Here is a 25,776-nt window from a genome sequence, read left to right as displayed (position 1 = left end):
CAGCCCCTCAATGAGACGCGTGCGACGTCGGGTCGTAGGTGGCGGCCTTCACCGGGAAGGCGACGGTGACGGTGCCGGACTCGGCGAAGTGCAGCTGCACGGACACCTTGTCGCCCTCCTTCGGCCGCTTCTTCAGGTTCTCGAACATGAGGTGGTTCCCGCCCCGCTCGAAGTCCAGCTCGCCGTTGGCGGGGACGGCGAAGGAGTCCTGCTCCTTCATGACGCCGCCCTTGGTGCTGTGCAGGGTGACCTGCCCGGCGATGTCGCTGCTCACGGAGGTGAGGGTGTCGGCGCCGCCGCCGTTGTGCACGACGAAGAAGCCGGCCGCCATGTCACCGGAGGCGGGCGCGGGGATGAAGGCGTCCTCGACCTTCACCTCGGGCTTGCCGGCGGAGCCGTCGGAACCGGAGTCCGAGCCGCAGGCCGTCAGGGCGAGGGAGGCGGCGAGAGCCGTGGCGCCGAGTGCGACGGCCGTCCGCCTCACGGCTTCGCTCCCCGGACGAGCTTGGGGAGGTCCTTGGTGTAGTCGTCGACGGTGGCGTCCTCGCCGTACAGGACGTATCCGCCGTCGGTCTTCGGCGAGAAGGCGATGACCTGCGTGCCGTGCATCGACACGAGCTTGCCCTTCTTGTCCTTCTGCGTCGGCTCGATGGAGATGCCGAGCTTGCGGGCGCTGCCCTGGATGGTGGCGAAGTCGCCGGTCAGGCCGATGAAGTCGGGGTCCTGGGCCTTGAGCCACTTGCCGAGCACGGCCGGGGTGTCACGGTCCGGGTCGGTGGTGACGAAGACGACCTGCAGCTTGTCCTGCTCGGCCTTGGGCAGGGCCTTCTTGGCGACGGCGATGTTGCTCATCGTCAGCGGGCAGACGTCGGGGCAGTTCGTGTAGCCGAAGTAGATCAGCGTCGGCTTGCCCGCGGTCTGCGCGCGCAGGTCGAACTTCTTGCCGTGGGTGTCGGTGAGAACCAGATCGGGCTTCTCGAAGGGCTTGTCGAGGACCGTGGCCGCCTTCTGCGAACCGGTCTCCTCGGACACCTCGGCGACGGGCTTGCCGCTGTCGTTGCCGCTTCCGCAGGCCGACAGGGCGAACGTGGCCGCCGTGACCAGGCCGGCGGCGGCGAGCAGGGTCTTCTTGCTCAGCTTCGTGGTCTTGCGCATAGAAAAATGTCCCAGATGTGAGGGGGCCGGCGGATGCCGGGGTCGCCCACCGCGACCCCGGCACCCGCCATGGGTGGCTCAGCTGTTGGTACGCCGACGGCCCGCGAGAACGCCGAACGCCACACCGGCGATGCCGACGGCGATACCGACGATGCCGAGGACGCGGGCGGTGGTGTCGCTGTCGGAGCCGCCGGAATCTGCGGCGGACGTGTCCGAGGAGGCCGCGGCGGCCTCCTTCTTGTCGTCGGAGGCGGCGCCGGAGGCACCGTGCTCGTCGCCCTCCGCGGCCGACAGCTCAAGGGTGGGCGCCGGGTTCTCCGGCTCCTCCTGGCCCTTCTGCTGCGGCTCGATCCAGCGCACGACCTCCTTGTTGTCGTACGTCTGGATCGCCTTGAAGACGAGCTGGTCCGTGTCGGTCGGCAGCTGGCCGATGGACAGCGGGAACTTCTGGAAGTAGCCGGGCCGCACGCCCTTGTCGTCGCCCGAACCGGTCGCGGTCCAGGTGACCTTGGAGACGGCCTCGGTGATCTTCTCGCCGTGCATCTCCAGCGGCTTGTCGAGCTTCGACTTGGTGACCTCGGCCTTCCAGCCCGGGATGGGCTGCGGCATCACCGAGGCGAGCGGGTGGTCGGTCGGGAAGCTGACCTCGAGCTTGGTCGTGGCGGCGTCGTCGCGCTCGTTGGGGACCTTGAAGTCGACCACGGCGTAACCGCCCTTGGCGGCGGTGCCCTCGGGCTGCACGCTCACGTGCGCGAAGGCCGGGGCGGAGACGAGGACGACGGAGGAGACGGCGGCGGCACCGACGAGAGCGGCGCGGGACATCTTCTTCATGGCAGAAAGAACTCCACGTTCAGCGGGATCCAGCGAAGGGTGAAGGGGCGCGACCGCGAGAACGCACGTCTACGGAGGAGCGGAGAACACGTCTACGTAGCGGCGAGAAAGCGGTACGCGCGCGTGCCGCACGGCACGCCTCACCCCGCGCGGTACGCGGTGGAGTACGGATGCCGTGTCAGGCAGCGAGGAGGAACGCGTCGGCGGCGGGCGGCCCGCGCCGGATCACCGAGTGCTGAAGCGCCGCCGCCCGCAGCACGGGGGGCGGTCCGAACCCGCCGCGCGGCGCCCACGGCACGTCCTCGGGCGAGCCCGTGAGGCCCGTCCGCAGGGCGCGGACGAGAGCGAGGGCCGCGCGCAGGGACCGGACGAGCGCGCCTTCCGCGACGCTCTGCGCCGACAGCCGCGAGAGTCGCACGAGGCGGCCGAGGGCGAGATCGCCGCGGCGCAGCAGCCAGCCCGCGCCGGCCGCGGCCAGCAGGTGACCGATGAGCATCGGCAGGGACGGCAGTAGCGGCATCGAGGCACTCGCCGCGCCCGCCATGTCGTGGTGCGCCCCGGTGGACGGCACGCGCGCGTTGTCGAGGATCCGCTGCGCCTGCACCGGGCTGAGCGCCGAGGCACCCGCCCCGCACATCAGGCGTGCGGCCTGCTCGACGACGGAGGGCCGCGCCGTGTCCATGGCCATGGAACCGTGCTGCCCCACCCCGAAGAGGCAGTGCAGGCCGATCTGTCCGGCGCCCAGCAGGGCGGCGATGCCCGGCAGCGACCGCTCACGGCCGGCCAGCGGCACGGCCGCACAGAAGACGGTGAGGAAGCCGAGCGACAGCGACCACAGCGGAACGGTGGCCGTGGAACCGAGGACGTGCCCCGCCGCGGACAGCACGACACAGACCGCGGCGAACACCGCGGCCCTCAGCAGCCGAAGATCGGCCGCGCTGCGCTGGCGCTGGTGGGGGGCAGACATGGCGGGCTCATCATCGCACTGGGCTTACCCACTCCATACGGCAGGTCCGCAAGGTCCGGTATCTCCTTTACCTCGCCGTCACGGGACTCCGCATCGGCCGTATGGGCGCAATCACGTCAACTGGGCGATTGCGCGGGGCCGGTGGCGGCAATACGTATCGGTATGTCGAGCCGCGGCCTGGAGGCTGGAACATGAGCATCTGGTGGTCCCTCCATCTGCGGCGCGATGCTGCGAGCGTGCCGCTCGCCCGACGCCTCCTCATGGGCACCATGGAGACCGCGGGTGTCGATCCCGACATCTCCTACGACCTGTCGGTCGCGCTCAGCGAGGCGTGTGCGAACGCGGTGGAGCACGGCGGGTCGGGGTCGGCCAGCGAGTCGGCCGGCGCCTATCGGGTCACCGCCTACCTGGACGGCGAGAAGTGCCGCATCGAAGTGGCCGACTCGGGCCCGGGCTTCCCCGCCCTGCGGGGCCGTGCCGCGGCGGCCGTCCGCCCGGTGCCCGACCGCCCCGGCCCCGACTACGCGGAGAACGGCAGGGGCCTCTTCCTCATCCAGGAACTGGCCGATCACGTGCACTTCGTGAACCGGCCGGGCAGGGGCGGCGCCGTGGTCAGCTTCGACAAGATCCTCAAGTGGAAGAAGGACGCGCCGCTGGTGGCGGTGTGACCCGTCCGCGGCGCGACGGACGGACGACGGACACGGCAGAGGGCCGCGACAGCACGTCGCGGCCCTCTGCCGTGCGGTGAACCCGGGGGTCAGCCCTTCAGGCGGGCCATCCATGCCTCGACCTCGTCGGCACGGCGCGGCAGGCCCTCCGACAGGTTCCGGTTGCCGTCCTCGGTGACGAGGATGTCGTCCTCGATGCGGACGCCGATGCCGCGGTACTCCTCCGGGACCGTCAAGTCGTCGGCCTGGAAGTACAGACCCGGCTCGACGGTGAGGACCACGCCGGGCTCCAGCGTGCCGTCCACGTAGGTCTCGGTCCGCGCGGCCGCGCAGTCGTGGACGTCCATGCCGAGCATGTGACCCGTGCCGTGCAGGGTCCAGCGGCGCTGCAGACCCAGCTCCAGGACGCGCTCGACCGGGCCCTCGACCAGACCCCACTCGACGAGCTTCTCGGCGAGCACGCGCTGCGAGGCGTCGTGGAAGTCGCGGTACTTGGCGCCCGGCTGCACGGCCGCGATGCCGGCCTCCTGGGCCTCGTACACGGCGTCGTAGATCTTCCGCTGGATCTCGCTGTACGTGCCGTTGATCGGCAGCGTGCGCGTGACGTCGGCGGTGTAGTACGTGTGCGTCTCCACGCCCGCGTCGAGCAGGAGCAGGTCGCCGGAGCGGACCGGGCCGTCGTTGCGGACCCAGTGCAGGGTGCAGGCGTGCGGGCCCGCGGCGCAGATGGAGCCGTAGCCGATGTCGTTGCCCTCCACGCGCGCGCGGAGGAAGAACGTGCCCTCGATGTAGCGCTCGCTGGTCGCCTCGGCCTTGTCGAGGACCTTCACGACGTCCTCGAAGCCGCGCACCGTCGAGTCGACGGCCTTCTGCAGCTCGCCGATCTCGAAGGCGTCCTTCACGATCCGCGCCTCGGAGAGGAAGACCCGCAGCTCCTCGTCGCGCTCCGCGGTGACCTTGTCGGTCAGGGCGGCCTCGATGCCGGCGTCGAAGCCGCGCACGACGCGCACCGGGCCGGTGGCCTCGCGCAGCTTGCCGGCGAGCTCGCGGACGTCGGAGGCGGGGATGCCGTACAGCTTCTCGGCCTCGGTCAGGGAGTGCCGGCGGCCGACCCACAGCTCGCCCTGGCCGTCGAGCCAGAACTCGCCGTTCTCCCGGTCGGAGCGCGGCAGCAGATAGATGGTGGCCTCGTGGCCGTCGCCCCTGGGCTCCAGGACGAGGACGCCGTCCTCCGTCTGGTTGCCGGTCAGGTACGCGTACTCGACCGAGGCGCGGAAGGCGTACTCCGTGTCGTTCGAGCGCGTCTTGAGGTTGCCCGCGGGCACGACGAGGCGCTCGCCCGGGAAGCGGGCGGACAGCGCGGCACGGCGGGCGGCGGTCTCCGCGGCCTGCGCGATCGGCCGCAGGTCGTGCAGCTCGGTGTCGGCCCAGCCGGACTTCATGTTCTCGGCGAGCTCGTCGGACACGCCCGGGTAGAGGCCGTTCTTGCGCTGCTTGATGGGCTCTTCTTCCGGGGTCTCCGGGGTGGTGAGCTCCTCCGACACGGTTCCTCCTCGACGGGTCCTCGGAATGCCCGGGTACGGCCTGGATATGGCCTGAAATGGCAGTGGACCCCCTCCATCGTACGAGCGTACGGAAGGGGGTCCAGGGCCGGATGACCTCTTACAAAGCGGCTCTTACAGGCAGTACGGGACCGGCTACTCGAACCGGGCCGCGAGCAGGACCACGTCCTCGTCGCTGTCCACCGCGTCGAGCCCGTCCGGGAGGACGGTGTGCAGCACGTGGTCCGCGATCGCGCCCGGGTCGTCGCGCAGGCCCTTCGGGACGCTCGCGGCGGCCGCGTGGAGGCGGGTGAACGCGCGGTCCATGGGGTCGCCGGTGCGGTGCAGCAGGCCGTCCGTGTACAGCAGCACGGTCTCGCCGGGCTCCGGCGCGATCTCCACGCTCGGCGCCTCCCAGCAGGCGAGCATCCCGAGCGGCGCCGACAGCGTCGTCTCCGCGAACTCCGTGCGCCGCTCGCCGATCACCAGCGGCGGGGCGTGCCCGGCGCCCGCGAGCACGATCTTGCGCTGCGCCGGCTCGCAGTAGGCGAACAGGGCGGTGGCGCTGCGCGCGGGCTCGGTCAGCCGCAGCAGCAGCTCCAGGTCGGACAGGACCGCGACCGGGTCCTCCCCCTCCATGACGGCGTACGCCCGGAGCGAGGCGCGCAACCGGCCCATCGCGGCGACCGCGCTCGCGCCGGAGCCGGTGACGGAGCCGACCGCGAGCCCGAGTGCGCCCTCGGGCAGCGGCAGCGCGTCGTACCAGTCGCCGCCGCCGCGCGGCCCGGAGCGGTGCCGCACGGCGAGCTGCACGCCGGCGACGCGGGGCAGCCGCGCCGGGAGCAGTTCGTCGGCGAGCGTGCGCGACCACGCGCGCGTGCGCTCCGTCTCGAGGAGGCGGGCCAGGTGCTCGGTGGCGTAGCGCGCGTACAGGCCGATCAGATGGCGCTGGCGCTCCACGGGCTCGGCCGGCTCGTCGTACAGCCAGACGGCCGCGCCCAGCCGCCCCGCCGCGTCGGTGGCGAGCGGCAGCGCGAAGCTCGCCGCGTAGCCGAGGCGGGCGGCGACCTCGCGGTGGCGCGGGTCGAGCCCGTCCTCGGAGAGCAGGTCGGCACGGCACTCGGGGTCGGTGCTGAGCCCGTCCAGGATCCGGCCGTACGAGGTGGCGCCGCGCGGCACCGTCTCGATGTGCCCGAGGTCGGGGCGGGACAGGCCGAGCCCGACGGTGGTGTCAGGCCCCAGTCCGTCGCCCGGCTCCAGCACGACAAGTCCGCGCCGGGCGCCCACCAGGGCGGCTCCGGCGCGCAGCAGTTCGTGCAGTGCGTCCTCGAGTGCGGCCGTGCGGGCCAGCCGTTCCGTGAGTTCGTGCAGGGTCGTGAGGTCGGAGACCCAGCCGGCGAGGCGGTCCTGGATCACCGCTCCGGGGGCCGAGGCGGCGGGGGTGACCTGTGTCACCGCGGGGGCGGGGGGGCCGGTGTGTGCGGGTGGGGGAACCTGTCCAGGAGGGGAATCGATTCCAGCCACTTTCGGCAGGCGTGGGGTTGTCATGGCTTCCGGCTTTCCGGCCGGTGCATATTGCTCAATAGCATCGCAAACCCCCATGTCAGCCTTATCAGCTCTGCGCCGCCAGCAATGTCTCCACATGTACACGCACTGGAGAGGGGATGTCCAGCATTGTCCTGCTGGGATTCCTGGTGTCCGTGGTGCTCAAGTGGCTTCTGCGGTAATGCGATCTCTGTTCTCCCGTTCGATCCCATGCTGATCCCGTTCGTCCCGGGCGGTTCCAACTTGGCCAAAAACTGACTGAGGGAGCGGCATATTGCGGTCGACTGGCATTGTTCGACGGAGCGTCATAGCGGCCGCGATGGGTACGTACTCGGTGAAGACCAGGGGCAGTTGGGATCCACCCGGAACCTGGTGACGGACCCGGGCGTCATAACCATCGACGACCGTGCCCCATCCTCCCGTGGGGGAGGCGGCGAGAAATACGCGGGACGGCAAACGCCAGGCGTCGCCACCCCACGCCAGGCTTTTAAAGGACACAGCAAGCGCCCGGACTATAGGGGTTCACCCTGCCCCGGGCCGACGGTTCAGGCTGGGCTCGGGCGCTCCAGCACGTACGCGCAGTGACTGATCGACACATGGTGTGATGTGGCCCACAGCGTTCTCTTCGGTCAACGGAAAGGAACGAGCGCTCATGCGCGAGATCCTCGGAAGGCGACGCAGGCTCCTGTCCAGGCGTGACAACGGGAAGTCTGACCTGCTCAGCGCGGCCCTCACGTTCGCGACAGCGTGGCAGTGGCCGGTACTGCCGGGCATAGGGCTCGAGGCGGGAGGCCGCCGTGACGGCGTCCGCTGTGCCTGCCCCGACCCGGAGTGCACGGTGCCCGGCGCGCACCCCTTCGACCCGGGACTGCTCGCCGCGACGACCGACGAGCGCATGGTCCGCTGGTGGTGGACCAAGCGGCCGGGCGCGCCCATCGTGCTCGCCACCGGTGCCCCGTCCGGGTCCTCCGGGGGGCGCGCACCCTGCGCCGTGAGCCTGCCGGCCGTCGCCGGCGCCCGCGCGCTCGCCGCACTCGAGCGCGCCGACGTCCGCCTCGGCCCGGTCATCGCGAACCGGGAGCGACTGTTCATCCTCGTGGCGCCGTACTCCATGGAGCAGCTCGGCGAGCTCCTGTACGCGCAGGACTTCGTGCCCGGCTCGCTGCGCTTCCACGGTGAGGGCGGATACATCGCCCTGCCGCCGTCGGCGACGGGCGCGGGCCAGGTCCGCTGGGAGCGTGCGCCGCTGCCCGGTTCGTCGGCGCCCTGGGCGCCCGATGTGGAGGCCGTGGTCGACGCGGTCGTGGACGCCCTCACTCGTACGGGTGTGAGCGCGCCCGAGTTGTAGCGGTATCGGGCGCGCGGCGAGCCGTCGTGAGGGGTGTGCGCCGATATCTTCGGCGCATGCCTGCCGCGCCGCCCGCCTCGCGCCTCCGCCTGTTCGGACTCCTCGCCGTGGTGGTGCTCACCGCCGCGCTGCCGCTGGCGGGCGCCTCCGCGGGGCCCGTGGACGACGGGCCCGCGGCGCCGGTGAAGGCGGAGCGGGCCGAAGGCCCCGAGCGGACCGGGTCGGCGCCCGCGGGAGCGGCCGACAAGGTCGACGACGAACCCGCGACACCGGGCGCCCGGCGCTCCTCCCTCCTCCACAGCCTCGGCCTGGGGCTGGCCACCGCCGCCCAGTGCGGTCCCCAACTGGCCTCCCCGGACGGCATCGAAGCGCAGACGTGTGTGCTCACCCAGGGGCGTGAGACATGGGCGCGCACCTACTACCGCAACGCGACGGGCGCGGAAATGGGCGCCGTCCTGACCCTGATGGCGCCCGGCGGACGCACGGTGCAGATCAACTGCGCGCTGGGCGCCGAGGACGAGCCGGGGATGTGCGAGACCCCGCGGGAGCGGACCCGGGAGGAGCTCTCGCGGTACGCGGCGGTGGCGGAGTACGCGGCCGGGGCCGAGGCGCCGCTGCTGCTGCGCTCGGGGAGCAACTCGGCGCCGTCGCACGGTGGTTGAGGAAAACCGGTCCGGCCGCGGGCATGAAAGGGCCCGGTTGCTGGCGACGGGGGATGCACCAGCAACCGGGCTACTCGAACGGTAACAAGAGATCGGCAGTTAGCAAATTCGATCTCTTCTATTCGGACATGGATTTACCTGCAACTACTGGGAGTTGTGACCGGAGTCACCCATTCCGAAGAGGCTCTCACCGTCCTGAGCGGCTGACCGGTCGGTCAGCCCGGGGTCCGCTGTGGGTCAGCTGAGCGTCACCTGTCGGTTGGTGAGGCCCCCGCGCGCGCGGCGCTCGTCCGCCGTCAGCGGCGCGTCCGTGGCCAGCGCGGAGGTGAGGCGCTCGGCGAACTCGGCGGCCGGCTTCTCGATGTCCGCCGCCCGCACGGAGCTCGGCAGGTCCCACACCGGCACGGTCAGACCGTGCGCCCGGAACGAGCCCACCAGACGCGTGCCCTCGCCCAGCGAGGAGGCGCCCGCCGCGTGCAGCCGCGCGAGCGCGTCGAGGAGCTTCTCCTCCGGGTGCGGCATGACCCACCGCAGGTGGTTCTTCTCCGGCGTCTCGCACCAGTAGGCGCTGTCCACGCCGGAGAGCTTGACGGTCGGGATCGCCGCGGCGTTGGCCCGCTCCAGGGAGGCGGCCACCTCACCCGACGCGTTCTCCGAGTCCGGGACCCAGAATTCGAAGCCCGTGTGCACGACCGGCTCGAAAGTGCCCTTCGGGTCGAGCACGTCCTGCAGCCGCGGACCGTCCGCCGGGGCGCGGCGGGCCTGCACCGGATTGCCCGGCTCGGCCTCCAGGGCGCGCAGCAGGGTGTCGGCCAGGTCGCGGCTGATGTCGCCGGACGGCGTGTCGTTCTGCAGGCCGAGGAGGATCGAGCCGTCCTCGCGGCGCAGCGCGGGCCACGCCATGGGCAGCACCGTGGCGAGGGTGACCGAAGGGACGCCCTCCGGCAGCCCGTCCTTCAGGGGCAGCTCGACGGTCGCGGCGGGCACGAGCTCACGCAGAGCGACCCAGTCGCCCTCGCCCGCGAGGCCCTCGAAGGGGCGCTGCACGAGCTCGGTCACCGCGTGCGCGGCGGCCCGGCCGTGGCAGGCCTTGTAGCGGCGGCCGCTGCCGCAGGGGCAGGGCTCACGCGCGCCGACGACCGGGACCTCTCCGTCGGTGACGTGCGACTTGCCCTTGGGCTGGGGGCGCTTCTTGGCCATCTTGGGTGTCTCCCGGATACGGCTCTCGTACGTACGGGCGCGAGCCTAGCCGCTCGTACTGACAAGGGTGGGATTCGGCCCAAGTGGGCGGCCCACGAGCCTGATTCAGCCCAGGTCGTCGAAGGCGTCCGCGAAGTCCAGGCCCGCGAGGTCCGTGACCGCCGGCGCGCTGATGCGCGTGGCGAAGTCGTCCCGGCGGTGCGCGGCGGCCTCCGCGTGCACGTCCTTGTGCACGACCACCCAGACGGTGACCTCGCCGCGGGCGTCGTCCCGCACGCCCCAGTCGTCCGCGAGCGCCGTGATGATGTTGAGCCCGCGGCCGCCGTGCGCGGTGACCGACGGTGTGGCCGGAACCGGGCGGGTCGGGCCGCCGCCGTCCGTGACCTCGACCGTCAGACAGCCGCGGTCGTCCACCCGCCACGCGGCCCGTACGTCCCCGTCGCCGGCCAAGTCCTCACCGAGCGGCCTGCCGTGCCGGCAGGCATTGCTGAGCAGTTCGGAAAGGATCAGAACCGCATCGTCGATGACCGTCTCCGACACACCGCTGCTGCGCAGCTGCGCACGCATCCGGTGTCTTGCTTCGCCCACGCCCGCAGGGCCATGGGGTACGGCCATGCTCGACGACGCGGGCACCTCCTGTGCCACCACCAACGCCACCCCCGAGACCTCCTTTGCCCCACGCCACGGTGTGAATGCCCCAATGGACTGGACCGGAAACCGGCCAATCCACGCTCGGTGACGCACTCGTAACGATCGAATACGGACCGAACGCGCCGGAGCACTCCCTGTGACGCCCAGGGCAAAGGTGACCGGATTCAACCCCTGCCGAGTTGCCGCAGAACAGCCGCGGGGCGGTTGGTGATGATGGCGTCGACGCCGAGGCGGACGCAGAGGTCCACGTCCTCCGGCTCGTCCACCGTCCAGACGTGCACCTGGTGACCCGCGCGCGTGAGCTTCTCGATGTACGCCGGGTGGTTGCGCACGATCCGGATGCCGGGACCCGCGATCGGCACGCCCCTGGGGAGACGGCCCTCGCGGTGGCGCGGCGAGACGAACTGCATCAGGTAGACCGTCGGCAGCGTCGGCGACGCCTCCTGCACGCGCAGCAAAGATCGCGCCGAAAAACTCATCACCCGTACAGGAGAGGGCTCGTCCGGTACTGGGGCGTCCAGGCCGAACCGCTTGAGCAGGAGCAGCAGCCGCTCCTCGACCTGGCCCGCCCACCGCGTGGGGTGTTTCGTCTCGATGGCCAGCTCGACCCGGCGGCCCGCGTCGGCGACCAGTTCCAGGAGGCGCTCCAGGGTCAGCACCGACGTGTCGCCCGTGCCGCCCGCCCAGTCCGGGCCCTCCTCGCGGTCCTTCCAGGAGCCGAAGTCGAGGGCGGCGAGATCCGCGAGTTCCAGGGCCGAGACCGCTCCGCGGCCGTTCGACGTACGGTTGACGCGACGGTCGTGCACGCAGACGAGGTGACCGTCCGCCGTGAGCCGCACGTCGCACTCGAGGGCATCGGCACCGTCCTCGATCGCCTTCTTGTATGCGGCCAGTGTGTGCTCGGGGGCGTCCTGTGAGGCACCGCGGTGGGCGATGACCTGGATGCGTTGCTGTCGTGCGTGGGTCACCGCGTCATGGTGCCACCGCGGGGCGGGCCGACGAGAAAGTTCGGCCTAGCGGATGCGTCCGTTTCGCCCGGCATAAAGGATGGCCTCGGACGCACAGGAACGTCTTATGGTGCCCTGACGCCGCGTGGGAAAAGCTGACCGCGTACAACTGCACAACCGGACCGTGACAGGACCATGCCGGAACGGCGGGTGACGCGGACCCCCCGAGGCCCGCTGTAGAGATCGAAGCGGATCGAAGCAGCCCGGGGAAGACCGGGCGTCATACAACCGAGCCGGCGACGACAGCCGTGGATCGAGGAGAGAAAGCTGTGAGCACCGAGAACGAGGGCACTGCGGTCCCCCCGGCACCGTCCGCACCTCCCGTGCCGGTGGACGCTCCCGCTGCTCCCGCACCGGCTCCGGCCGGGCCCGCGCCGTCGGCCCCCCAGGGCACCGGGTACGACACGGTGGCCCACGGAGGGGCGGCCGCGCACCAGAGTGCGCCCGGCGCGCACCCCGGTGAGCACGGGGCGCCCGGTTCCGCCGGGCCCGCGGGGCCCGCTCCGGCCGGCGAGTGGCCGCCCCCGGCGCCGCCGGCCGTGCCGGCGTACGCGTCGGGCGGTGGCGGCGGTTCGTCGTGGGGCGCCTCCTACCAGCAGCCGCAGCCCAAGCCCGGCGGCCGGCGCGGCGGTCTGGTCGGCGGCATCATCGCGGCCGCGCTGATCGCGGGCATCGTCGGCGGCGGCGTCGGCTACTGGGCGGCGGAGCGGAACGACGGCTCGGGCACCGGCTCGACGACGGTCTCCGCCTCGAACCCGGCCGACCTGAAGCGCGACCCGGGCACGGTCGCGGGCGTGGCCGCCAAGGCGCTGCCCAGCACGGTCACCATCGAGGCCGAGGGCAACGACGGGGAGGGTGGCACCGGTACCGGCTTCGTGTACGACAAGGAAGGCCACATCCTCACCAACAACCACGTGGTGGCGGAGGCCGTCGACGGCGGCAAGCTGTCGGCGACGTTCTCGAACGGCAAGAAGTACGACGCCGAGGTGATCGGTCACGCGCAGGGCTACGACGTCGCCGTCATCAAGCTCAAGAACGCGCCGAAGAACCTCCAGCCGCTCACCCTCGGCGACTCGGACAAGGTCGCCGTCGGCGACTCGACGATCGCGATCGGCGCGCCCTTCGGCCTGTCGAACACGGTGACCACGGGCATCATCTCGGCGAAGGACCGTCCGGTCGCCTCCAGCGACGGCTCGGGCAGCAGCAAGGCCTCGTACATGAGCGCCCTGCAGACCGACGCCTCGATCAACCCGGGCAACTCCGGCGGCCCGCTCCTCGACGGCAACGGGAACGTGATCGGCATCAACTCGGCCATCCAGTCCGCCTCCAGCGGTGGCCTGGGCGGCTCGGGCCAGGCAGGCTCGATCGGTCTCGGCTTCGCCATCCCGATCAACCAGGCCAAGACGGTCGCCCAGGAGCTGATCAGGACCGGCGAGCCCGTCTACCCGGTGATCGGTGCCTCGGTCTCCCTGGAGGAGGGCACCGGCGGCGCGAAGATCACCGAGCAGGGCGCGAGCGGCTCCGCGGCCGTCACGCCGAACGGTCCGGCGGCCAAGGCGGGCCTCAAGCCCGGCGACGTCATCACGAAGCTCGACGACACGGTGATCGACTCCGGCCCGACGCTGATCGGGCAGATCTGGACGCACAAGCCGGGCGACACGGTGAAGCTCACCTACACCCGCGACGGCAAGGAGCGCACGACCGACGTGACCCTGGGCGAGCGCAAGGGCGACAGCTGACGGACCCCGCCGCCGAACCCGCTACCCTGGTCCCGCGGCATCGGATCGCAGCCGTACGGCTTCCGTGGCGCGGGGTGGGTTGCCCGAGCGGCCTAAGGGAACGGTCTTGAAAACCGTCGTGGCGCGAGTCACCGTGGGTTCAAATCCCACACCCACCGCGTAGTCGAACGGCCCCGACCAGCCTTCTGGTCGGGGCCGTTCGCGTGTCTGCGTGTCTGCGTGTCTGCGTGTCTGTGCGTCGCGTCCGCGCGTCCGCGTCTCCGTAGGTGGCCACTCGGGAGCGGCTGCCTACGGAGGAGGCGCGGTCGGCGCGGTCCGCTACGTCTGCGACGTCATGCGGGCCGCCGACGCGATCGTCGACCGGGCCTCGCGCTCGGTCAGGCCGGTGCGGATCGCGGCGTCCGTCAGCTCGTCGGCGAGGCTCTCGCCGATGCCGCTCTCGTAGGCGCGGCAGGCCGCCCAGAAGAGGCGGGTGTTGCGCTGCCCCTCGTGGGCGCCGAGGACGAACTGCACGAGCCCCGAGCCGTGTTGGCCGGGCCGGTCGGAGGCGGGGTGGTGCGCGCGCGGCGGGGGCGTGAGCAGCCGCAGGAGCGCCGGGGGGCAGGGGGCGGGCGCGAGGCCCGCGGTGCCGGGCACGGTGCTGTAGACGCCGTGCTCGGTGCGGGACCCGGGTCCCACCAGGTAGCCGCCCGCGCCGCGGATGTCGATGCCGGGGGCGAGCCGGCCCGCGGAGTTGGGCACCACGACGTCCGGCGGTCCGGACAGCCACACGTGCCGGCCGCCGCTCGGCGTGGCCACGACCACCGTGTCCGGGATCGTGAAGAGATGCCGTAAGGCCAGCTCGCGCAGCGAGGCGGAGGAGTCCGTACCGGACTTGGTGTCGAGGTCGATGCCGATGAGGTGGTGCGGCGGCAGGCCGCACGCGATCCCGTACCCGGTCGCCCTGGGTGCGGCGGCGAACAGCGCGCGGATGCGGCGCGGATCGGTCGTCGCGTCGTACACGCCGTGGCCGGGGAGTCCGCATTCGCCATGGCAGCGCGGGGCCGACGGGGGGTCGTCGCGGTGCGGGGAGGGCAGCGCGGGGAGCTTGGTGCGGGACAGCGGGATGACGGCGAGCCCGCGCTCGGCAGCGGACAAGGCGTGCGCGAGGGCCAGGGTCCCGAGGGAGGAGGCGGGTACGGCGGGGGTGCGGCGTGCTGGGTGCCGGTCGGTGGTGGCCATGCCTTCATTTTCGTACGAGTGTTCGAAAGAGGGAAGGGGGATGGGCCGAACGGGGCGCCTATTTACCAAAAATGTGCCGAAACGCTTCATCGTTTGGGAGGACTGGGCCGTGATCACCCGAAGACCCCCATTCGGGGCTGAGCTGCGGTTTTGTGGACCTGAAGCATGTTTATCGACATGTCCTCACGCTTGCGAGGGAAAGGCGGCTTCCGGGGTGGTTCGCCGGGGATTCGGTGGGCAACTCTGATCTCGCGACGTCGTGAACATCGCCGAGGCGGTCGGCCAACTGCCTTGGAGCAACCCGTACTTCCCGGGCCGAGGACTCCGTCCGTGCCCGGTGCGTACTTCCTGTTCTGGAGGAATAGACATGGCTTCCATCCGTACTGCCCGCGTCATCGCCGCTGTCGCCGCCCTGCCGCTCGCCGCGGCCCTGTTCTCCGGGGTGGCGATGGCCGACAACGGCGCATTCGCGGACAACGGATCGAACGCGGGGGTGGCGACCGTCAGCGGCAGTGGTGTCGGCCACGACAACAACGGCAACTCGTCCACCACGCAGCAGCAGGCCGTCGGCAACGGCGCCTCGAACCAGAGCAACACCGCGCAGGTGAACGGCTCCGCCTTCACGGCGATCGACCAGTCCAACGAGAACATCGCGGTGAACTTCACCGAGCTCTGGTAGCCCTCCGGCTCCTGTTCGACGGGGGTTCCACCTGGGGTGAGTGACCGTCTGCGCGGCGGTGCTTCGGCACCGCCGCGCAGGCGTTTTCGCGTTCCGCGCGGTACGGCCGATCCCTTGACTCCGCACGGTATCTGACGGACAGTCAGAAACCCTTGTTCGTACGAGGTCCCCGGGAGGGCCGCCGCCGTGCACCTCGCCCCCACCGAGCGCCAGCGTGCGCTCCGTGCCCAACTGCGCGAACGCTTCCGTACGTTGATGCCGGACGGCCCGCCCGCCGCCGACGACCTCGCCGGCCAGCGCAGGGTGCTGCGTCGCATCGGGGCCGAGGGGCTGCTCGGGCTCGGCTGGCCCGAGGAGTACGGCGGACAGGGGCGCGGCCCCGACGAGCAGTTCGTGTTCTTCGACGAGGCGTACCGAGCGGGCGCCCCGGTCTCCATGGTCACGCTCAACACGGTCGGCCCGACGCTGATGAAGTACGGCACCGAGGAGCAGAAGGCCTACTTCCTGCCGCGGATCCTCAGCGGCGACCTGGTCTTCGCGATCGGCTACAGCGAACCGTCGGCGGGCACCGACCTGGCCTCGCTGCGGACGCGGGCCGTGCGGGACGGGGCGGGCGGCGACTGGCTGATCGACGGCCAGAAGGTCTTCACGTCGAACGCGCAGAACGCCGACTGGATCTGGCTCGCCTGCCGCACGGACGCCGAGGCCCCCAAGCACCAGGGCATCTCGATCGTGCTCGTGCCGACCGACGCCCCCGGTTTCTCGTGGACGCCCATCGAGACCGTCGGCGGCCTGACGACGACGGCCACGTACTACGACGGGATCCGCGTCCCCGCCTCGAACCTCGTCGGCGAGGAGAACGGCGGCTGGGGCCTGATCACCAACCAGCTCAACCACGAGCGGGTCGCCCTCGCCGCGATCGGGATGCAGGCCGAGGACTTCTACGCCCGGGTCCTCGCCGCGGCGCGTACACCCGATCAGGTGACGGGCGAGCGGCGGATTGACGCTCCGTGGGTCCGTTCCGGACTGGCCGAGGCGCATGCCCGGCTGGCGGCTACGCGCCTGCTCAACTGGCGTTTGGTGGGGGATGTGGGGGCGGGCCGGCTGGCCCCGGGCGACGCCAGCGGCGTGAAGTTCGTGGGAACCGAATCGGCGGTCGAGGTGTATCGAATGTGTCAGCAGATCGCGGGCGAGGCCGGGTGGGTGCGGGCCGGATCGCCCGGGGCGTTCGGAGCCGGGGACGGCGAGATCGCCGTGGGGGACGGGGAGTTGGAGCGGATGAACCGGGCGGCGCAGATCAACACGTTCGGCGGCGGGGTCAGCGAGGTGCAGCGGGAGATCGTGGCCACGATGCGGCTCGGGATGAAGCGGGGGAGGCGATGAGCGTGGGGACGACCGGGCGGGAGCGCGGGCAGGCGGCGGAGGCTGTCGGTCGGGGGGCGCTGGATCACGAAGACCTGCGGACCTTCGAGGGCCGGGTGGCGGCCACCGCGGCCGAGGGCAAGGACCGGGTCAACGAGGCGATGATCCGGCACTGGTGCGAGGCCATGGGCGACACGAACCCGGCGTACGAGGGCCCGGACGCCATCGCGCCGCCGACGATGCTGCAGGCCTGGACGATGGGGGGCCTGTCGGGGAACGAGGGGCGCTCGGCGGCCTTCGACGACCTGCTCGGCCTGCTGGACGCCGCCGGATACACGTCGGTCGTCGCCACCGACTGCGAGCAGGAGTACCTGCGCCCGCTGCGGCCGGGGGACGCCGTCACGTTCGACGCGGTCATCGAATCGGTGTCCCCGCTGAAGACGACGAAGCTGGGGACCGGGCACTTCGTCACGACGCGGATGGACGTGCGGGCGGGCGGCGAGCTCGCCGGTACGCACCGGTTCCGGATCCTCAAGTACACGCCGGCCGCACGTGGTCCGGCCCGGCCCGACGACGCGAAGAAGAAGCTCCGCCCACGCCCCGTCGTGAACCGGGACAACGCCGGATTCTGGGCCGGAGTCGCCGAGCACCGGCTGCTCCTCCAGCGCTGCGGCGGCTGCCGGACCCTGCGCTTCCCCTGGCTGCCGGGGTGCAACGGGTGCGGGGGGCAGGAGTGGGACACGGTCGAGGCGAGCGGCGAGGGCACCGTGTTCTCGTACGTGGTCATGCACCATCCGCCGTTCCCGGCCTTCGATCCGCCGTACGCGGTGGGTCTGGTCGAGCTCGCGGAGGGCGTGCGCATCGTGAGCAACGTCGTGGGGGTGCCCTGCGACAAGGTGCGGATCGGGATGCCGGTGCGGCTCGAATTCCTGCGGGTGGACGAGGAGTTGGAGCTGCCCGTGTTCCGGGCCGTCGAGGGAGGTGAGGTGTGACATGGACTTCACCCCCACCCCGGAGCAGGAGGCGGCACGGGAGCTGGCCGCGCGGATCTTCGGCGACCTCTCCACGCCGGAGCGGCTGGCCGCTCTCGGCGGCGGCACGGACGGCGAGTTGTGGAAGGCGCTCGGTGGCGCGGGGCTCGCCGGGGCCGTGGAGGAGACCGGGTTGCTCGGGCTCGTGCTGATGCTGGAGGAGCAGGGCAGGACGACGGCCCAGGTGCCGTTCGCGGCGAGCTGTGTCTTCGGGCTCCTCGCGGTGGCGGCGCACGGCACGGACGAGCAGCGGGAGCGACTGCTCCCCGGGTTGCGGGACGGCTCCGCCGTGGCGACGGGGGCGTTCCCGGGGCGTGGTGGCATCGTGATCACGCCCGCCGACGCGGGGGCCGGCCGGGCGCGGCTGAGCGGGGCCGTGCCGTGGGTGCCGTGGCTGCGGGACGCGACCCACGTGCTGGTGGCGGTGCGGGAGCCCGCGGGGCCGGGCGACGCCGCCGGGGTCGGCGACGCGGGGACGTGCCGGACCGGAAAAGTTACCCACAGCCTGTGGATTGTTTCGGCGGACGACGCCCGGTGCGAGCCGGTCGAGCTGACGGCGCCCTGGTCCGCGGGGCGCCTCGTGCTCGACGGGACGCCGGCCGAGCGGATCGGCGGGCCGGAGGCGTACGACGAGGTGCTGGCGGCGGCCAGGACCGCGTTCGCCGGACTGCAGGCCGGGGTCTGCGCGGGATCGCTCGCCAGGGCCGTGGAGTACACGAACCAGCGGGAGCAGTTCGGCCGCCCGCTCGCGGCCAAGCAAGGAGTGCAACTGCGCGCCGCGGAAGCCCATATGGACGTGGAGGCCATCCGGGTCACCGCGTACGAGGCGGCCTGGCGCCGCGACGCGGGGCTCGGCCACCGCAGCCATGCGCTGACTGCGGCCTGGTGGGCGTCGGAGGGCGGCAAGCGCGTCGTCCATGCCGGTCAGCACCTGCACGGCGGCATGGGCGCCGACCTGGACCATCCGGTGCACCGGCACTTCCTGTGGGGCCGGCAGCTCGACGGATACCTGGGCTGCGGCAGCGAAGTCCTCGAAGAACTGGGCGAGTTGCTCGCCGTCGGCACGGACGAGGGAGGCGAGTCGGCATGAAGGTGGGTGAGGTGCTGCCACCGTTGGAGGTACCGGTGACCCGGACCCTGATCGTCGCCGGGGCGATCGCGTCCCGCGACTACCAGGACGTGCACCACGACGCGGAGTTGGCCCGGGAGAAGGGCTCCCCCGACATCTTCATGAACATCCTGACGACGAACGGACTGGTGGGCCGCTACATCACCGACCACTTCGGCCCGACGGCGGTGCTGCGCAGGGTCGCGATACGACTCGGTGCGCCCAACTACCCGGGGGACACCATGGTGTTGACCGGCGAGGTGACCGAGGTGGAGTCCGGGGACGACGGTGACACGGCGCAGGTCAGGGTGATCGGGAAGAACGGGATCGGGAGCCATGTCACCGGCACGGTGACCGTCACCGTCCCGGCTGTCTTGGCCGTCCCCGCCGTCGCCGCAGACGCCGCCGTCGCCGCTGCCCCCGCCGTTCCCGCCGTCTCCGAGGAGGGGAGCCCGTCATGAGTGTGCGGACGAAGGACCGGCTGGGGGGCAGGGCGGCGATCGCCGGCATCGGCGCCACCGAGTTCTCCAAGGACTCCGGCCGCAGCGAGCTGAAGCTGGCGGTGGAGGCGGTGCACGCGGCGCTCGACGACGCGGGCCTGTCCCCCGCCGACGTCGACGGCATGGTCACCTTCACCATGGACACCAACCCGGAGATCACCGTCGCGCAGGCCGCCGGGATGGGGGAGCTCTCCTTCTTCTCCCGGGTGCACTACGGCGGCGGCGCGGCCTGCGGCACCGTGCAGCAGGCGGCCCTCGCGGTGGCCGCCGGGGTGGCCGACGTGGTGGTCTGCTACCGCGCGTTCAACGAGCGGTCGGGCAGGCGGTTCGGCTCCGGGGTGCAGCACAGGGAAGCCTCGGCGGAGGGCGCGGCCCTCGGCTGGAACCTGCCGTTCGGACTGCTCACCCCCGCATCCTGGGTGGCGATGGCCGCGCAGCGGTACCTGCACGCGTACGGGCTGACGCCCGAGGCGTTCGGTCACGTCGCCGTGCTGGACCGCAAGTACGCGGCGACGAACCCGGCCGCGTACTTCCACGGCAAGCCGATCACTCTCGCCGACCACGCGGCGTCGCGCTGGATCGTCGAGCCGCTGCGGCTGCTCGACTGCTGCCAGGAGACGGACGGCGGGCAGGCGATCGTCGTCACGAGCGTCGAGCGGGCTCGCGACCTGCGGCACCCGCCCGCCGTGATCGCGGCGGCGGCCCAGGGGGCGGGCCGGGCGCAGGAGCAGATGACCAGCTTCTACCGGGACGATCTGACGGGGCTGCCCGAAATGAGCGTCGTGGCACGGCAGTTGTGGCGGACAGCCGGGATCGGGCCGGAGGAGATAGACGTCGGGATCCTCTACGACCACTTCACGCCGTTCGTGCTGATGCAGCTGGAGGAGTTCGGGTTCTGCGCGCCCGGCGAGGCCGCCGGGTTCGTCGCCGAGGAGCGGCTGCCGCTCAACACCCACGGGGGACAGCTGGGGGAGGCGTATCTGCACGGGATGAACGGGATAGCGGAGGCTGTCCGGCAGTTGCGGGGCACCGCGGTGAACCAGATGCCCGGGGCGGCCACGGCGTTGGTCACCGCGGGCACCGGGGTCCCCACATCGGGTCTGATTCTGGGGTCGGACGGCTGAACGGGGCGCGTGTCCGCGGTCCGTGGGCGACGCAGGACCCTTCACTCGGCCCATGCACCGGCAAAAGCTGATCATGGGACTTGTGCTGCTCCTGCTGGGGGCGGGCGCGCTGCCGTCGTCGGCGATGGACGCTGCGGCGCGTCCGTCGGCCGTCGCTGCCGATCCCGTCGCTGCCGATCCCGCCGCTGCCGATCCCGTCTCGTCCGGTTCCGTCGCGACTCCCGAGGCCGCGCCCGTCGTCACTCCGAGGACCCCGCCCGGGGCGGGGTCCGCGCCGTGGGGCGCGAGCGTGCGGACTTTCCGTGGCTGGGCGTTCGACACCTGCATGGTGCCGCCCCGGGACACCATGCGGCGCTGGCGGAAGTCGGCCTACCAGGCGGTCGGCGTCTACTACGGCGGCCGCGGTCGGGCCTGCCCGCACCAGAAGGGGCTGAACCGGGCCTGGACGCGGGCGGTGAACCGGATGGGCTGGCGGGTGCTGCCCGTGTACGTGGGATCGCAGTCGCCCTGTGTCGTCGCGCGGCAGAAGAAGGAGGTGCGGATCGGACGCCATCCGTGGCGCCAGGGGGTGCGGGAGGGGAAGGACGCGGTGCGCCGGGCCGCGCGCCTCGGCATCCGGTCGCACAGTCCGCTCTACCTCGACATGGAGGCGTACCGCTATCGGAAGGGAGGGTGTGCGCGGACGACGTTGGCGTTCGTGCGGGGATGGGACAGAGAGGTGCACAGGCGGGGGTACGTCCCCGGTTTCTACAGCAGTGCGGAGTCGGGGGTGCGGCACATGGAGGAGGCCCGGCGGGCGGGGGTGCGGGACCTGCCGGCGGTGATCTGGTTCGCGCGCTGGCACACGCGGCCCCATCTGTACCGGGAGCCCGCGCTGAGACGGGTCGCCTGGCGCCCGGAGCGGCGGATCCACCAGTACGCGGGGAACGTGAAGGAGCGGCACGGCGGCCGCACGCTGGTGATCGACCGGAACCTGGTGCACGCGCCGGTGGCCCGGATCGGCTGAGCGGCTGGTGGGGTGGGGGTACGGCAGGCGTGCGTGCGGCACCCGGCGGTGTGCGGCACCTGACGATGTGCGGCTTCCGGCGGATACCCGGCGGCGTGCGCCGGGTATCCGGCGGTGTGCGGCCGGGTATCCGGCGGCGGGCATCGGGCGGGGACCCGGCGGGCATCGGGCAGGCACCCGGCGGGGACACCGGGGACGCCGTGGGGGCGCCGTGGGGAGGCGGCGGGACCCCGGCGGCACTCCCCCGGGCGCACCTCCGTGGGACGGCTCTCAGGGATGAACCCTCAGGGGTCCTCATCCCGCCCTCCACCTTCAGGAGGTGGGGTTACCACCCCGCCTACAACCTGAGGCGGACGCCGCTTCGGGACCTCCGGCCGATCCGTAGTGACGGGGGTCGCTCATAGCGTGGAGTCATGACCGCAACCCTGGCGCCTGTCTGCACCGGCGCATCCGAGGCCGCGACGCGGACGGCCACGAGGACGTACCCGTCCTTCGCGTCGTACGTCCGGGCGCGCCAGCCCGTGCTGCTGCGTACCGCCCGGTCGCTGACCGCGAACCCGTGCGATGCGGAGGACCTGCTGCAGACCGCGCTCACGAAGACGTATGTCGCGTGGGACCGGATCGAGGACCACCGGGCGCTCGACGGCTATGTGCGCAGGGCCCTGCTGAACACGCGGACCTCGCAGTGGCGCAAGCGCAAGGTCGACGAGTTCGTCTGCGACGAGCTGCCGGAGCCGCCCGCCCTGCCCGCCGGGGACCCGGCCGAGCAGCAGGCGCTGCACGACGCCATGTGGCGCGCCATCATGAAGCTGCCCGCGCGGCAGCGGGCGATGGTCGTGCTGCGGTACTACGAGGATCTCAGCGAGGCCCAGACGGCCGAGGTGCTGGGGGTGTCCATCGGCACCGTGAAGAGCGCCGTGTCGCGGGCGCTCGGCAAGCTGCGCGAGGACCCGGAACTGCGGCCCGTGCACGACTGAGCCGGGCCCCACACCCGTCCCGTCAAGCGGCCGATCGGCCTCCGGCCAGGGACGAAGTGGGTGAACCGGTTGATCGATCATTCCCGGGAGTAGTGACATACCACGCGGTATGCGGTGAGAATCGGCGGAACCTTACTGCTCCGTAGCGCCCACCGGGAGGACGCCGTGCTGAGCACGATGCAGGACGTACCGCTGACCGTGACCCGCATCCTCGATCACGGGGTGCGTGTGCACGGCACTTCGCAGATCACCACGTGGACGGGCGAGGGCGATCCGCACCGCCGTACGTTCGCCGAGACGGGGGCCCGCGTGGCCCAGCTCGCGCACGCGCTCCACGACGACCTCGGCATCCGGGGCGACGACCGCGTGGCGACGCTCATGTGGAACAACGCGGAGCACGTCGAGGCCTACTTCGCCGCGCCCGCCATGGGCGCCGTGCTGCACACGCTCAACCTCCGCCTTCCCGCGGAGCAGCTGACGTGGATCGTGCGCCACGCCGCCGACCGCGTGATCATCGTCAACGGCTCCCTGCTCCCGCTGCTCGCGCCGCTGCTGCCCGGCCTGGAGACGGTCGAGCACCTCGTGGTGTCCGGGCCCGGCGACCGTTCCCTGCTCGACGGGGCGCGGCCGCAGGTCCACGAGTACGAGGACCTCATCGCGGGGAAGCCGACCACGTACGACTGGCCCGAGCTGGACGAACGCCAGGCCGCCGCCATGTGCTACACCTCCGGCACCACCGGTGACCCCAAGGGCGTCGTCTACTCGCACCGTTCCATCTACCTGCACTCCATGCAGGTCAACATGACGCAGTCGATGGGTCTGACGGACGCCGACACCTCGCTCGTCGTCGTGCCGCAGTTCCACGTCAACGCGTGGGGCCTGCCGCACGCCACGTTCATGACCGGCGTGAACATGCTGATGCCGGACCGCTTCCTGCAGCCCGCTCCGCTCGCCGCGATGATCGAGTCCGAGCGCCCCACGCACGCCGCCGCGGTCCCCACCATCTGGCAGGGCCTGCTCGCCGAGCTCACCGCGAGGCCGCGCGACGTCTCCACCCTCACCCAGGTCACCATCGGCGGCTCGGCCTGCCCGCCGTCGCTCATGAAGGCGTTCGACGACCTCGGGATGCGGGTCTGCCACGCCTGGGGCATGACCGAGACGTCCCCGCTCGGCACCGTCGCCCGCCCGCCGGCCCACGTCGAGCCGGGCAGCGACGAGGAGTTCGCGTACCGGCTCACGCAGGGCCGTTTCCCGGCGGGCGTCGAGGCGCGCCTGACCGGCCCCGGCGGCGAGCAGTTGCCCTGGGACGGCAAGTCCGCGGGCGAGCTGGAGGTGCGGGGCAACTGGATCGCGGGCGCGTACTACGGAGGCGCCGACGCGGACGGTGAACCGCTGCGCCCCGAGGACAAGTTCAGCGAGGACGGCTGGCTGAAGACCGGCGACGTCGGCACGATCAGCCCCGACGGCTTCCTCACCCTCACCGACCGCGCCAAGGACGTCATCAAGTCCGGCGGCGAGTGGATCTCCAGCGTCGACCTGGAGAACGCGCTGATGTCGCACCCGGACGTCGCCGAGGCCGCCGTCGTCGCCGTCCCCGACGACAAGTGGGGCGAGCGCCCGCTCGCCACCGTCGTGCTGAAGGAGGGTTCGAGCGCCGACTTCGAGACGCTGCGCGACTTCCTCGCCGAGAAGGTCGCCAAGTGGCAGCTGCCCGAGCGCTGGACGATCGTCCCCGCGGTCCCGAAGACCAGCGTCGGCAAGTTCGACAAGAAGGTGCTGCGCAAGCAGTACGCGGACGGTGACCTGGACGTCACCCAGCTCTGAGCACGGCGCCCCACGGGGCGGTTTCACGTGAAACAGGGGGCGGCCTCAACAGGCCGCCCCCTTCGTTCAGTTCGTACCGATCAGTTCGTACCGATCAGTTCGTACCGATCTTCGCGAGCAGATCCACGATCCGGCCCTGCACCTCCGCGCTCGTCGAGCGCTCCGCCAGGAACAGCACCGTCTCCCCCGCCGCGAGCCGCGGCAGGTCGGCGTGCTCGACGGCGGCGGTGTAGACGACGAGCGGCGTGCGGTTCAACTGGCCGTTGGCACGCAGCCAGTCGATGATGCCCGCGCGGCGGCGGCGCACCTGGAGCAGATCCATCACGACCAGGTTCGGCCGCATCTGCGCCGCGAGGGTCACCGCGTCCGCGTCGCTCGCGGCCCGTGCGACCTGCATCCCGCGCCGCTCCAGGGTCGCGGTCAGCGCGAGCGCGATCTCCTCGTGCTCCTCGATGAGCAGCACGCGCGGCGGGTGCTGCTCGCTGTCCCGCGGGGCGAGCGCCTTCAGCAGCACGGCCGGGTCGGCCCCGTACGCGGCCTCGCGCGTCGCCTGTCCCAGGCCCGCGGTCACCAGGACCGGCACCTCGGCGGCGACCGCGGCGGTCCGCAGGGACTGCAGTGCGGTCCGGGTGATCGGCCCGGTCAGCGGGTCCACGAACAGCGCGGCCGGGAACGCCGCGATCTGCGCGTCGACCTCCTCGCGGGAGTGCACGGTCACCGGACGGTAGCCACGGTCGCTCAGCGCCTGCTGCGTCGTCACGTCCGGCGCGGGCCAGACGAGCAGCCGGCGCGGGTTGTCGAGCGGCTCGGGCGGCAGTTCGTCGTCCATCGGCTGCGGCTGGGGCCGGTTGGCGACCTCGACCGCTCCGCCCGGACCGTCGAGCGGCTCGGGGCCCTCGTCGGCGTTCTGGTCGGGTGCCCCGATCGCGTAGGAGCGGCCGCTGCCCTCCGACGCGTTCGACGCCAGCAACGGCGGCTGCGGCGCGGCCTGCTGCTGCGGATGCGGCCGGGCGGTTCCCTGCGAGGGGGTGGTGCCGCGAGCCGGGGTGGTGCCGCGGGCCGGGGTGGTGCCGCGAGCCGGGGTGGTGCCCCGGGCGGGGGTCGTGCCGCGGGCCGGGGTGCTGCCCTGCGCCGGGGTGTCCGTGGCCGCGGCCTCCGACGGCTCCTGCCGGGTCGACAGCTTGCGCCGCCGCCCCGAACCGCCGTTCGTCTGGCCCTCGGGCGCCTGCGGCACACCCTGCGGCGGCGTGGCCCCGGGCCGGGCGGGCGGCTGCGCCGCGGGCTGCCCGGGCGACCGCTGTTGCTCGGCGATCTGCCGCCCGAACGGCACGCCCTGCCCCAGTGTCCGCACGCTGAAGGCGCGGCCCTGGGTCGAATGCGTGTCACCGGACGGGTTCTGCGGCGCTTCGGCGGGCAGCGGCTGGGCGGCCGCCGCCGGTCGCGGCGCGCTCTCCGGCGGCAGCACGGCGCGGGTGCCCCCGGCCGGGGTGCCCTGCGGAGGCGTGCTCTGGGCCGGGTGCGGCTGCGGCGGCGTGTGGTCGTCCGCCGGGTGCCGCTCGGCGCCCTCGTGCTGCGACGTCTCACCCGCGTCCGCAACGGCCTCCGTCGGCACGTCCTGCGCGAGGTCCTG

General features: G+C 72.2%; 23 protein-coding genes, 1 tRNA gene and 1 pseudogene. 14 read left to right on the top strand and 11 right to left on the bottom strand.

All coding sequences use genetic code 11. From position 1 onward, the window contains the following. Positions 1 to 7: 7 nt before the first annotated feature. The 4 genes from RBJ77_RS07975 to RBJ77_RS07960 form a co-directional block, all read right to left on the bottom strand. Positions 8 to 484, bottom strand: a complete 477-nt coding sequence (locus tag RBJ77_RS07975) for a copper chaperone PCu(A)C (protein ID WP_372344295.1) — start codon at positions 482 to 484, stop codon at positions 8 to 10. After that, the gene (locus RBJ77_RS07970) at positions 481 to 1,155 is read right to left on the bottom strand and encodes an SCO family protein (protein WP_372344294.1); all 675 of its coding nucleotides are present in this window, start codon (positions 1,153 to 1,155) and stop codon (positions 481 to 483) included. Before RBJ77_RS07970 ends, RBJ77_RS07975 begins: the two co-directional genes overlap by 4 nt. A 78-nt stretch (positions 1,156 to 1,233) precedes the next feature. Beyond that, entirely contained in the window at positions 1,234 to 1,986 is a 753-nt protein-coding gene (locus tag RBJ77_RS07965; protein ID WP_372344293.1) for a YcnI family protein, read from the bottom strand. A 178-nt stretch (positions 1,987 to 2,164) separates the two neighbouring features. After that, entirely contained in the window at positions 2,165 to 2,953 is a 789-nt protein-coding gene (locus tag RBJ77_RS07960) for a hypothetical protein (RefSeq protein ID WP_372344292.1), read from the bottom strand. A 191-nt stretch (positions 2,954 to 3,144) separates the two neighbouring features. Here RBJ77_RS07960 and RBJ77_RS07955 point away from each other — a divergent pair, with 191 nt between their 5' ends. Continuing rightward, positions 3,145 to 3,621, top strand: coding sequence for an ATP-binding protein (locus tag RBJ77_RS07955; RefSeq protein WP_372344291.1), 477 nt, complete (start codon positions 3,145 to 3,147; stop codon positions 3,619 to 3,621). Positions 3,622 to 3,710: 89 nt separating this feature from the next. Here RBJ77_RS07955 and RBJ77_RS07950 read toward each other — a convergent pair whose 3' ends face one another. Both RBJ77_RS07950 and RBJ77_RS07945 read right to left on the bottom strand, forming a co-directional pair. After that, on the bottom strand, positions 3,711 to 5,165 hold the full coding sequence (locus tag RBJ77_RS07950; RefSeq protein WP_372344290.1) for an aminopeptidase P family protein: 1,455 nt from the start codon (positions 5,163 to 5,165) through the stop codon (positions 3,711 to 3,713). Between the two features lie 153 nt (positions 5,166 to 5,318). After that, on the bottom strand, positions 5,319 to 6,710 hold the full coding sequence (locus tag RBJ77_RS07945; protein ID WP_372344289.1) for a PP2C family protein-serine/threonine phosphatase: 1,392 nt from the start codon (positions 6,708 to 6,710) through the stop codon (positions 5,319 to 5,321). Between the two features lie 649 nt (positions 6,711 to 7,359). On the opposite strand from RBJ77_RS07945, the gene RBJ77_RS07940 reads away from it, so the two are divergent. Further along, positions 7,360 to 8,055 (top strand): bifunctional DNA primase/polymerase, encoded by a 696-nt coding sequence (locus tag RBJ77_RS07940; RefSeq protein ID WP_372344288.1) that lies wholly within the window; start codon positions 7,360 to 7,362, stop codon positions 8,053 to 8,055. A gap of 56 nt (positions 8,056 to 8,111) precedes the next feature. Beyond that, a complete protein-coding gene (locus RBJ77_RS07935) occupies positions 8,112 to 8,717 on the top strand; it encodes a hypothetical protein (RefSeq protein ID WP_372344287.1) in 606 nt (201 codons plus the stop codon). 237 nt (positions 8,718 to 8,954) lie between these two features. Here the strand turns inward: RBJ77_RS07935 and RBJ77_RS07930 are convergent, their stop codons facing one another. The 3 genes from RBJ77_RS07930 to RBJ77_RS07920 form a co-directional block, all read right to left on the bottom strand. Then, positions 8,955 to 9,917: a DUF5926 family protein gene (locus RBJ77_RS07930; protein ID WP_372344286.1), complete on the bottom strand. Its 963-nt coding sequence runs from the start codon at positions 9,915 to 9,917 to the stop codon at positions 8,955 to 8,957. A gap of 105 nt (positions 9,918 to 10,022) precedes the next feature. Next, complete coding sequence (locus RBJ77_RS07925; protein WP_372344388.1) at positions 10,023 to 10,661, bottom strand: ATP-binding protein; 639 nt, start codon at positions 10,659 to 10,661, stop codon at positions 10,023 to 10,025. Between the two features lie 71 nt (positions 10,662 to 10,732). Next, positions 10,733 to 11,536 carry a glycerophosphodiester phosphodiesterase gene (locus RBJ77_RS07920; protein ID WP_372344285.1) on the bottom strand — a complete coding sequence of 268 codons (804 nt, stop codon included), beginning with the start codon at positions 11,534 to 11,536 and terminating at the stop codon, positions 10,733 to 10,735. A gap of 308 nt (positions 11,537 to 11,844) precedes the next feature. Here RBJ77_RS07920 and RBJ77_RS07915 point away from each other — a divergent pair, with 308 nt between their 5' ends. Both RBJ77_RS07915 and RBJ77_RS07910 read left to right on the top strand, forming a co-directional pair. After that, the gene (locus tag RBJ77_RS07915; RefSeq protein WP_372344284.1) at positions 11,845 to 13,314 is read left to right on the top strand and encodes a S1C family serine protease; all 1,470 of its coding nucleotides are present in this window, start codon (positions 11,845 to 11,847) and stop codon (positions 13,312 to 13,314) included. Between the two features lie 73 nt (positions 13,315 to 13,387). Beyond that, a tRNA-Ser gene (locus tag RBJ77_RS07910) sits at positions 13,388 to 13,472 on the top strand. 160 nt (positions 13,473 to 13,632) lie between these two features. On the opposite strand, the gene RBJ77_RS07905 is transcribed toward RBJ77_RS07910, so the two are convergent. Continuing rightward, positions 13,633 to 14,535, bottom strand: a complete 903-nt coding sequence (locus RBJ77_RS07905; RefSeq protein ID WP_372344283.1) for a bifunctional DNA primase/polymerase — start codon at positions 14,533 to 14,535, stop codon at positions 13,633 to 13,635. Between the two features lie 367 nt (positions 14,536 to 14,902). On the opposite strand from RBJ77_RS07905, the gene RBJ77_RS07900 reads away from it, so the two are divergent. The 9 genes from RBJ77_RS07900 (at position 14,903) to RBJ77_RS07860 (ending at position 24,146) form a co-directional block, all read left to right on the top strand. Further along, on the top strand, positions 14,903 to 15,214 hold the full coding sequence (locus RBJ77_RS07900) for a hypothetical protein (protein ID WP_255981033.1): 312 nt from the start codon (positions 14,903 to 14,905) through the stop codon (positions 15,212 to 15,214). A gap of 186 nt (positions 15,215 to 15,400) precedes the next feature. Continuing rightward, positions 15,401 to 16,597 carry an acyl-CoA dehydrogenase family protein gene (locus tag RBJ77_RS07895; RefSeq protein ID WP_372344282.1) on the top strand — a complete coding sequence of 399 codons (1,197 nt, stop codon included), beginning with the start codon at positions 15,401 to 15,403 and terminating at the stop codon, positions 16,595 to 16,597. Beyond that, entirely contained in the window at positions 16,594 to 17,568 is a 975-nt protein-coding gene (locus RBJ77_RS07890) for a bifunctional MaoC family dehydratase N-terminal/OB-fold nucleic acid binding domain-containing protein (RefSeq protein ID WP_372344281.1), read from the top strand. Before RBJ77_RS07895 ends, RBJ77_RS07890 begins: the two co-directional genes overlap by 4 nt. 1 nt (position 17,569) lies before the next feature. Continuing rightward, entirely contained in the window at positions 17,570 to 18,697 is a 1,128-nt protein-coding gene (locus RBJ77_RS07885; protein ID WP_372344280.1) for an acyl-CoA dehydrogenase family protein, read from the top strand. Beyond that, a complete protein-coding gene (locus RBJ77_RS07880; protein WP_372344279.1) occupies positions 18,694 to 19,176 on the top strand; it encodes a MaoC family dehydratase in 483 nt (160 codons plus the stop codon). The genes RBJ77_RS07885 and RBJ77_RS07880 overlap by 4 nt, the downstream gene beginning before the upstream one ends. Beyond that, the gene (locus tag RBJ77_RS07875) at positions 19,173 to 20,339 is read left to right on the top strand and encodes a lipid-transfer protein (protein WP_372344278.1); all 1,167 of its coding nucleotides are present in this window, start codon (positions 19,173 to 19,175) and stop codon (positions 20,337 to 20,339) included. Before RBJ77_RS07880 ends, RBJ77_RS07875 begins: the two co-directional genes overlap by 4 nt. A 52-nt stretch (positions 20,340 to 20,391) precedes the next feature. Further along, positions 20,392 to 21,345 (top strand): DUF1906 domain-containing protein, encoded by a 954-nt coding sequence (locus RBJ77_RS07870; RefSeq protein ID WP_372344277.1) that lies wholly within the window; start codon positions 20,392 to 20,394, stop codon positions 21,343 to 21,345. A 413-nt stretch (positions 21,346 to 21,758) separates the two neighbouring features. Next, positions 21,759 to 22,322, top strand: a complete 564-nt coding sequence (locus RBJ77_RS07865) for a SigE family RNA polymerase sigma factor (RefSeq protein WP_372344276.1) — start codon at positions 21,759 to 21,761, stop codon at positions 22,320 to 22,322. Between the two features lie 177 nt (positions 22,323 to 22,499). Beyond that, positions 22,500 to 24,146, top strand: a complete 1,647-nt coding sequence (locus tag RBJ77_RS07860; protein WP_255981035.1) for a long-chain fatty acid--CoA ligase — start codon at positions 22,500 to 22,502, stop codon at positions 24,144 to 24,146. 94 nt (positions 24,147 to 24,240) lie between these two features. On the opposite strand, the pseudogene RBJ77_RS07855 reads toward RBJ77_RS07860, so the two are convergent. Further along, positions 24,241 to 25,776: pseudogene (locus RBJ77_RS07855) on the bottom strand (hypothetical protein); the annotation flags it as partial.

Source organism: Streptomyces sp. KL116D (assembly GCF_030766975.1).
Classification (GTDB): domain Bacteria; phylum Actinomycetota; class Actinomycetes; order Streptomycetales; family Streptomycetaceae; genus Streptomyces; species Streptomyces longispororuber_A.
Note: the sequence above shows the minus strand (reverse complement) of the source record. Positions and strands in the feature narration are given on the sequence as shown.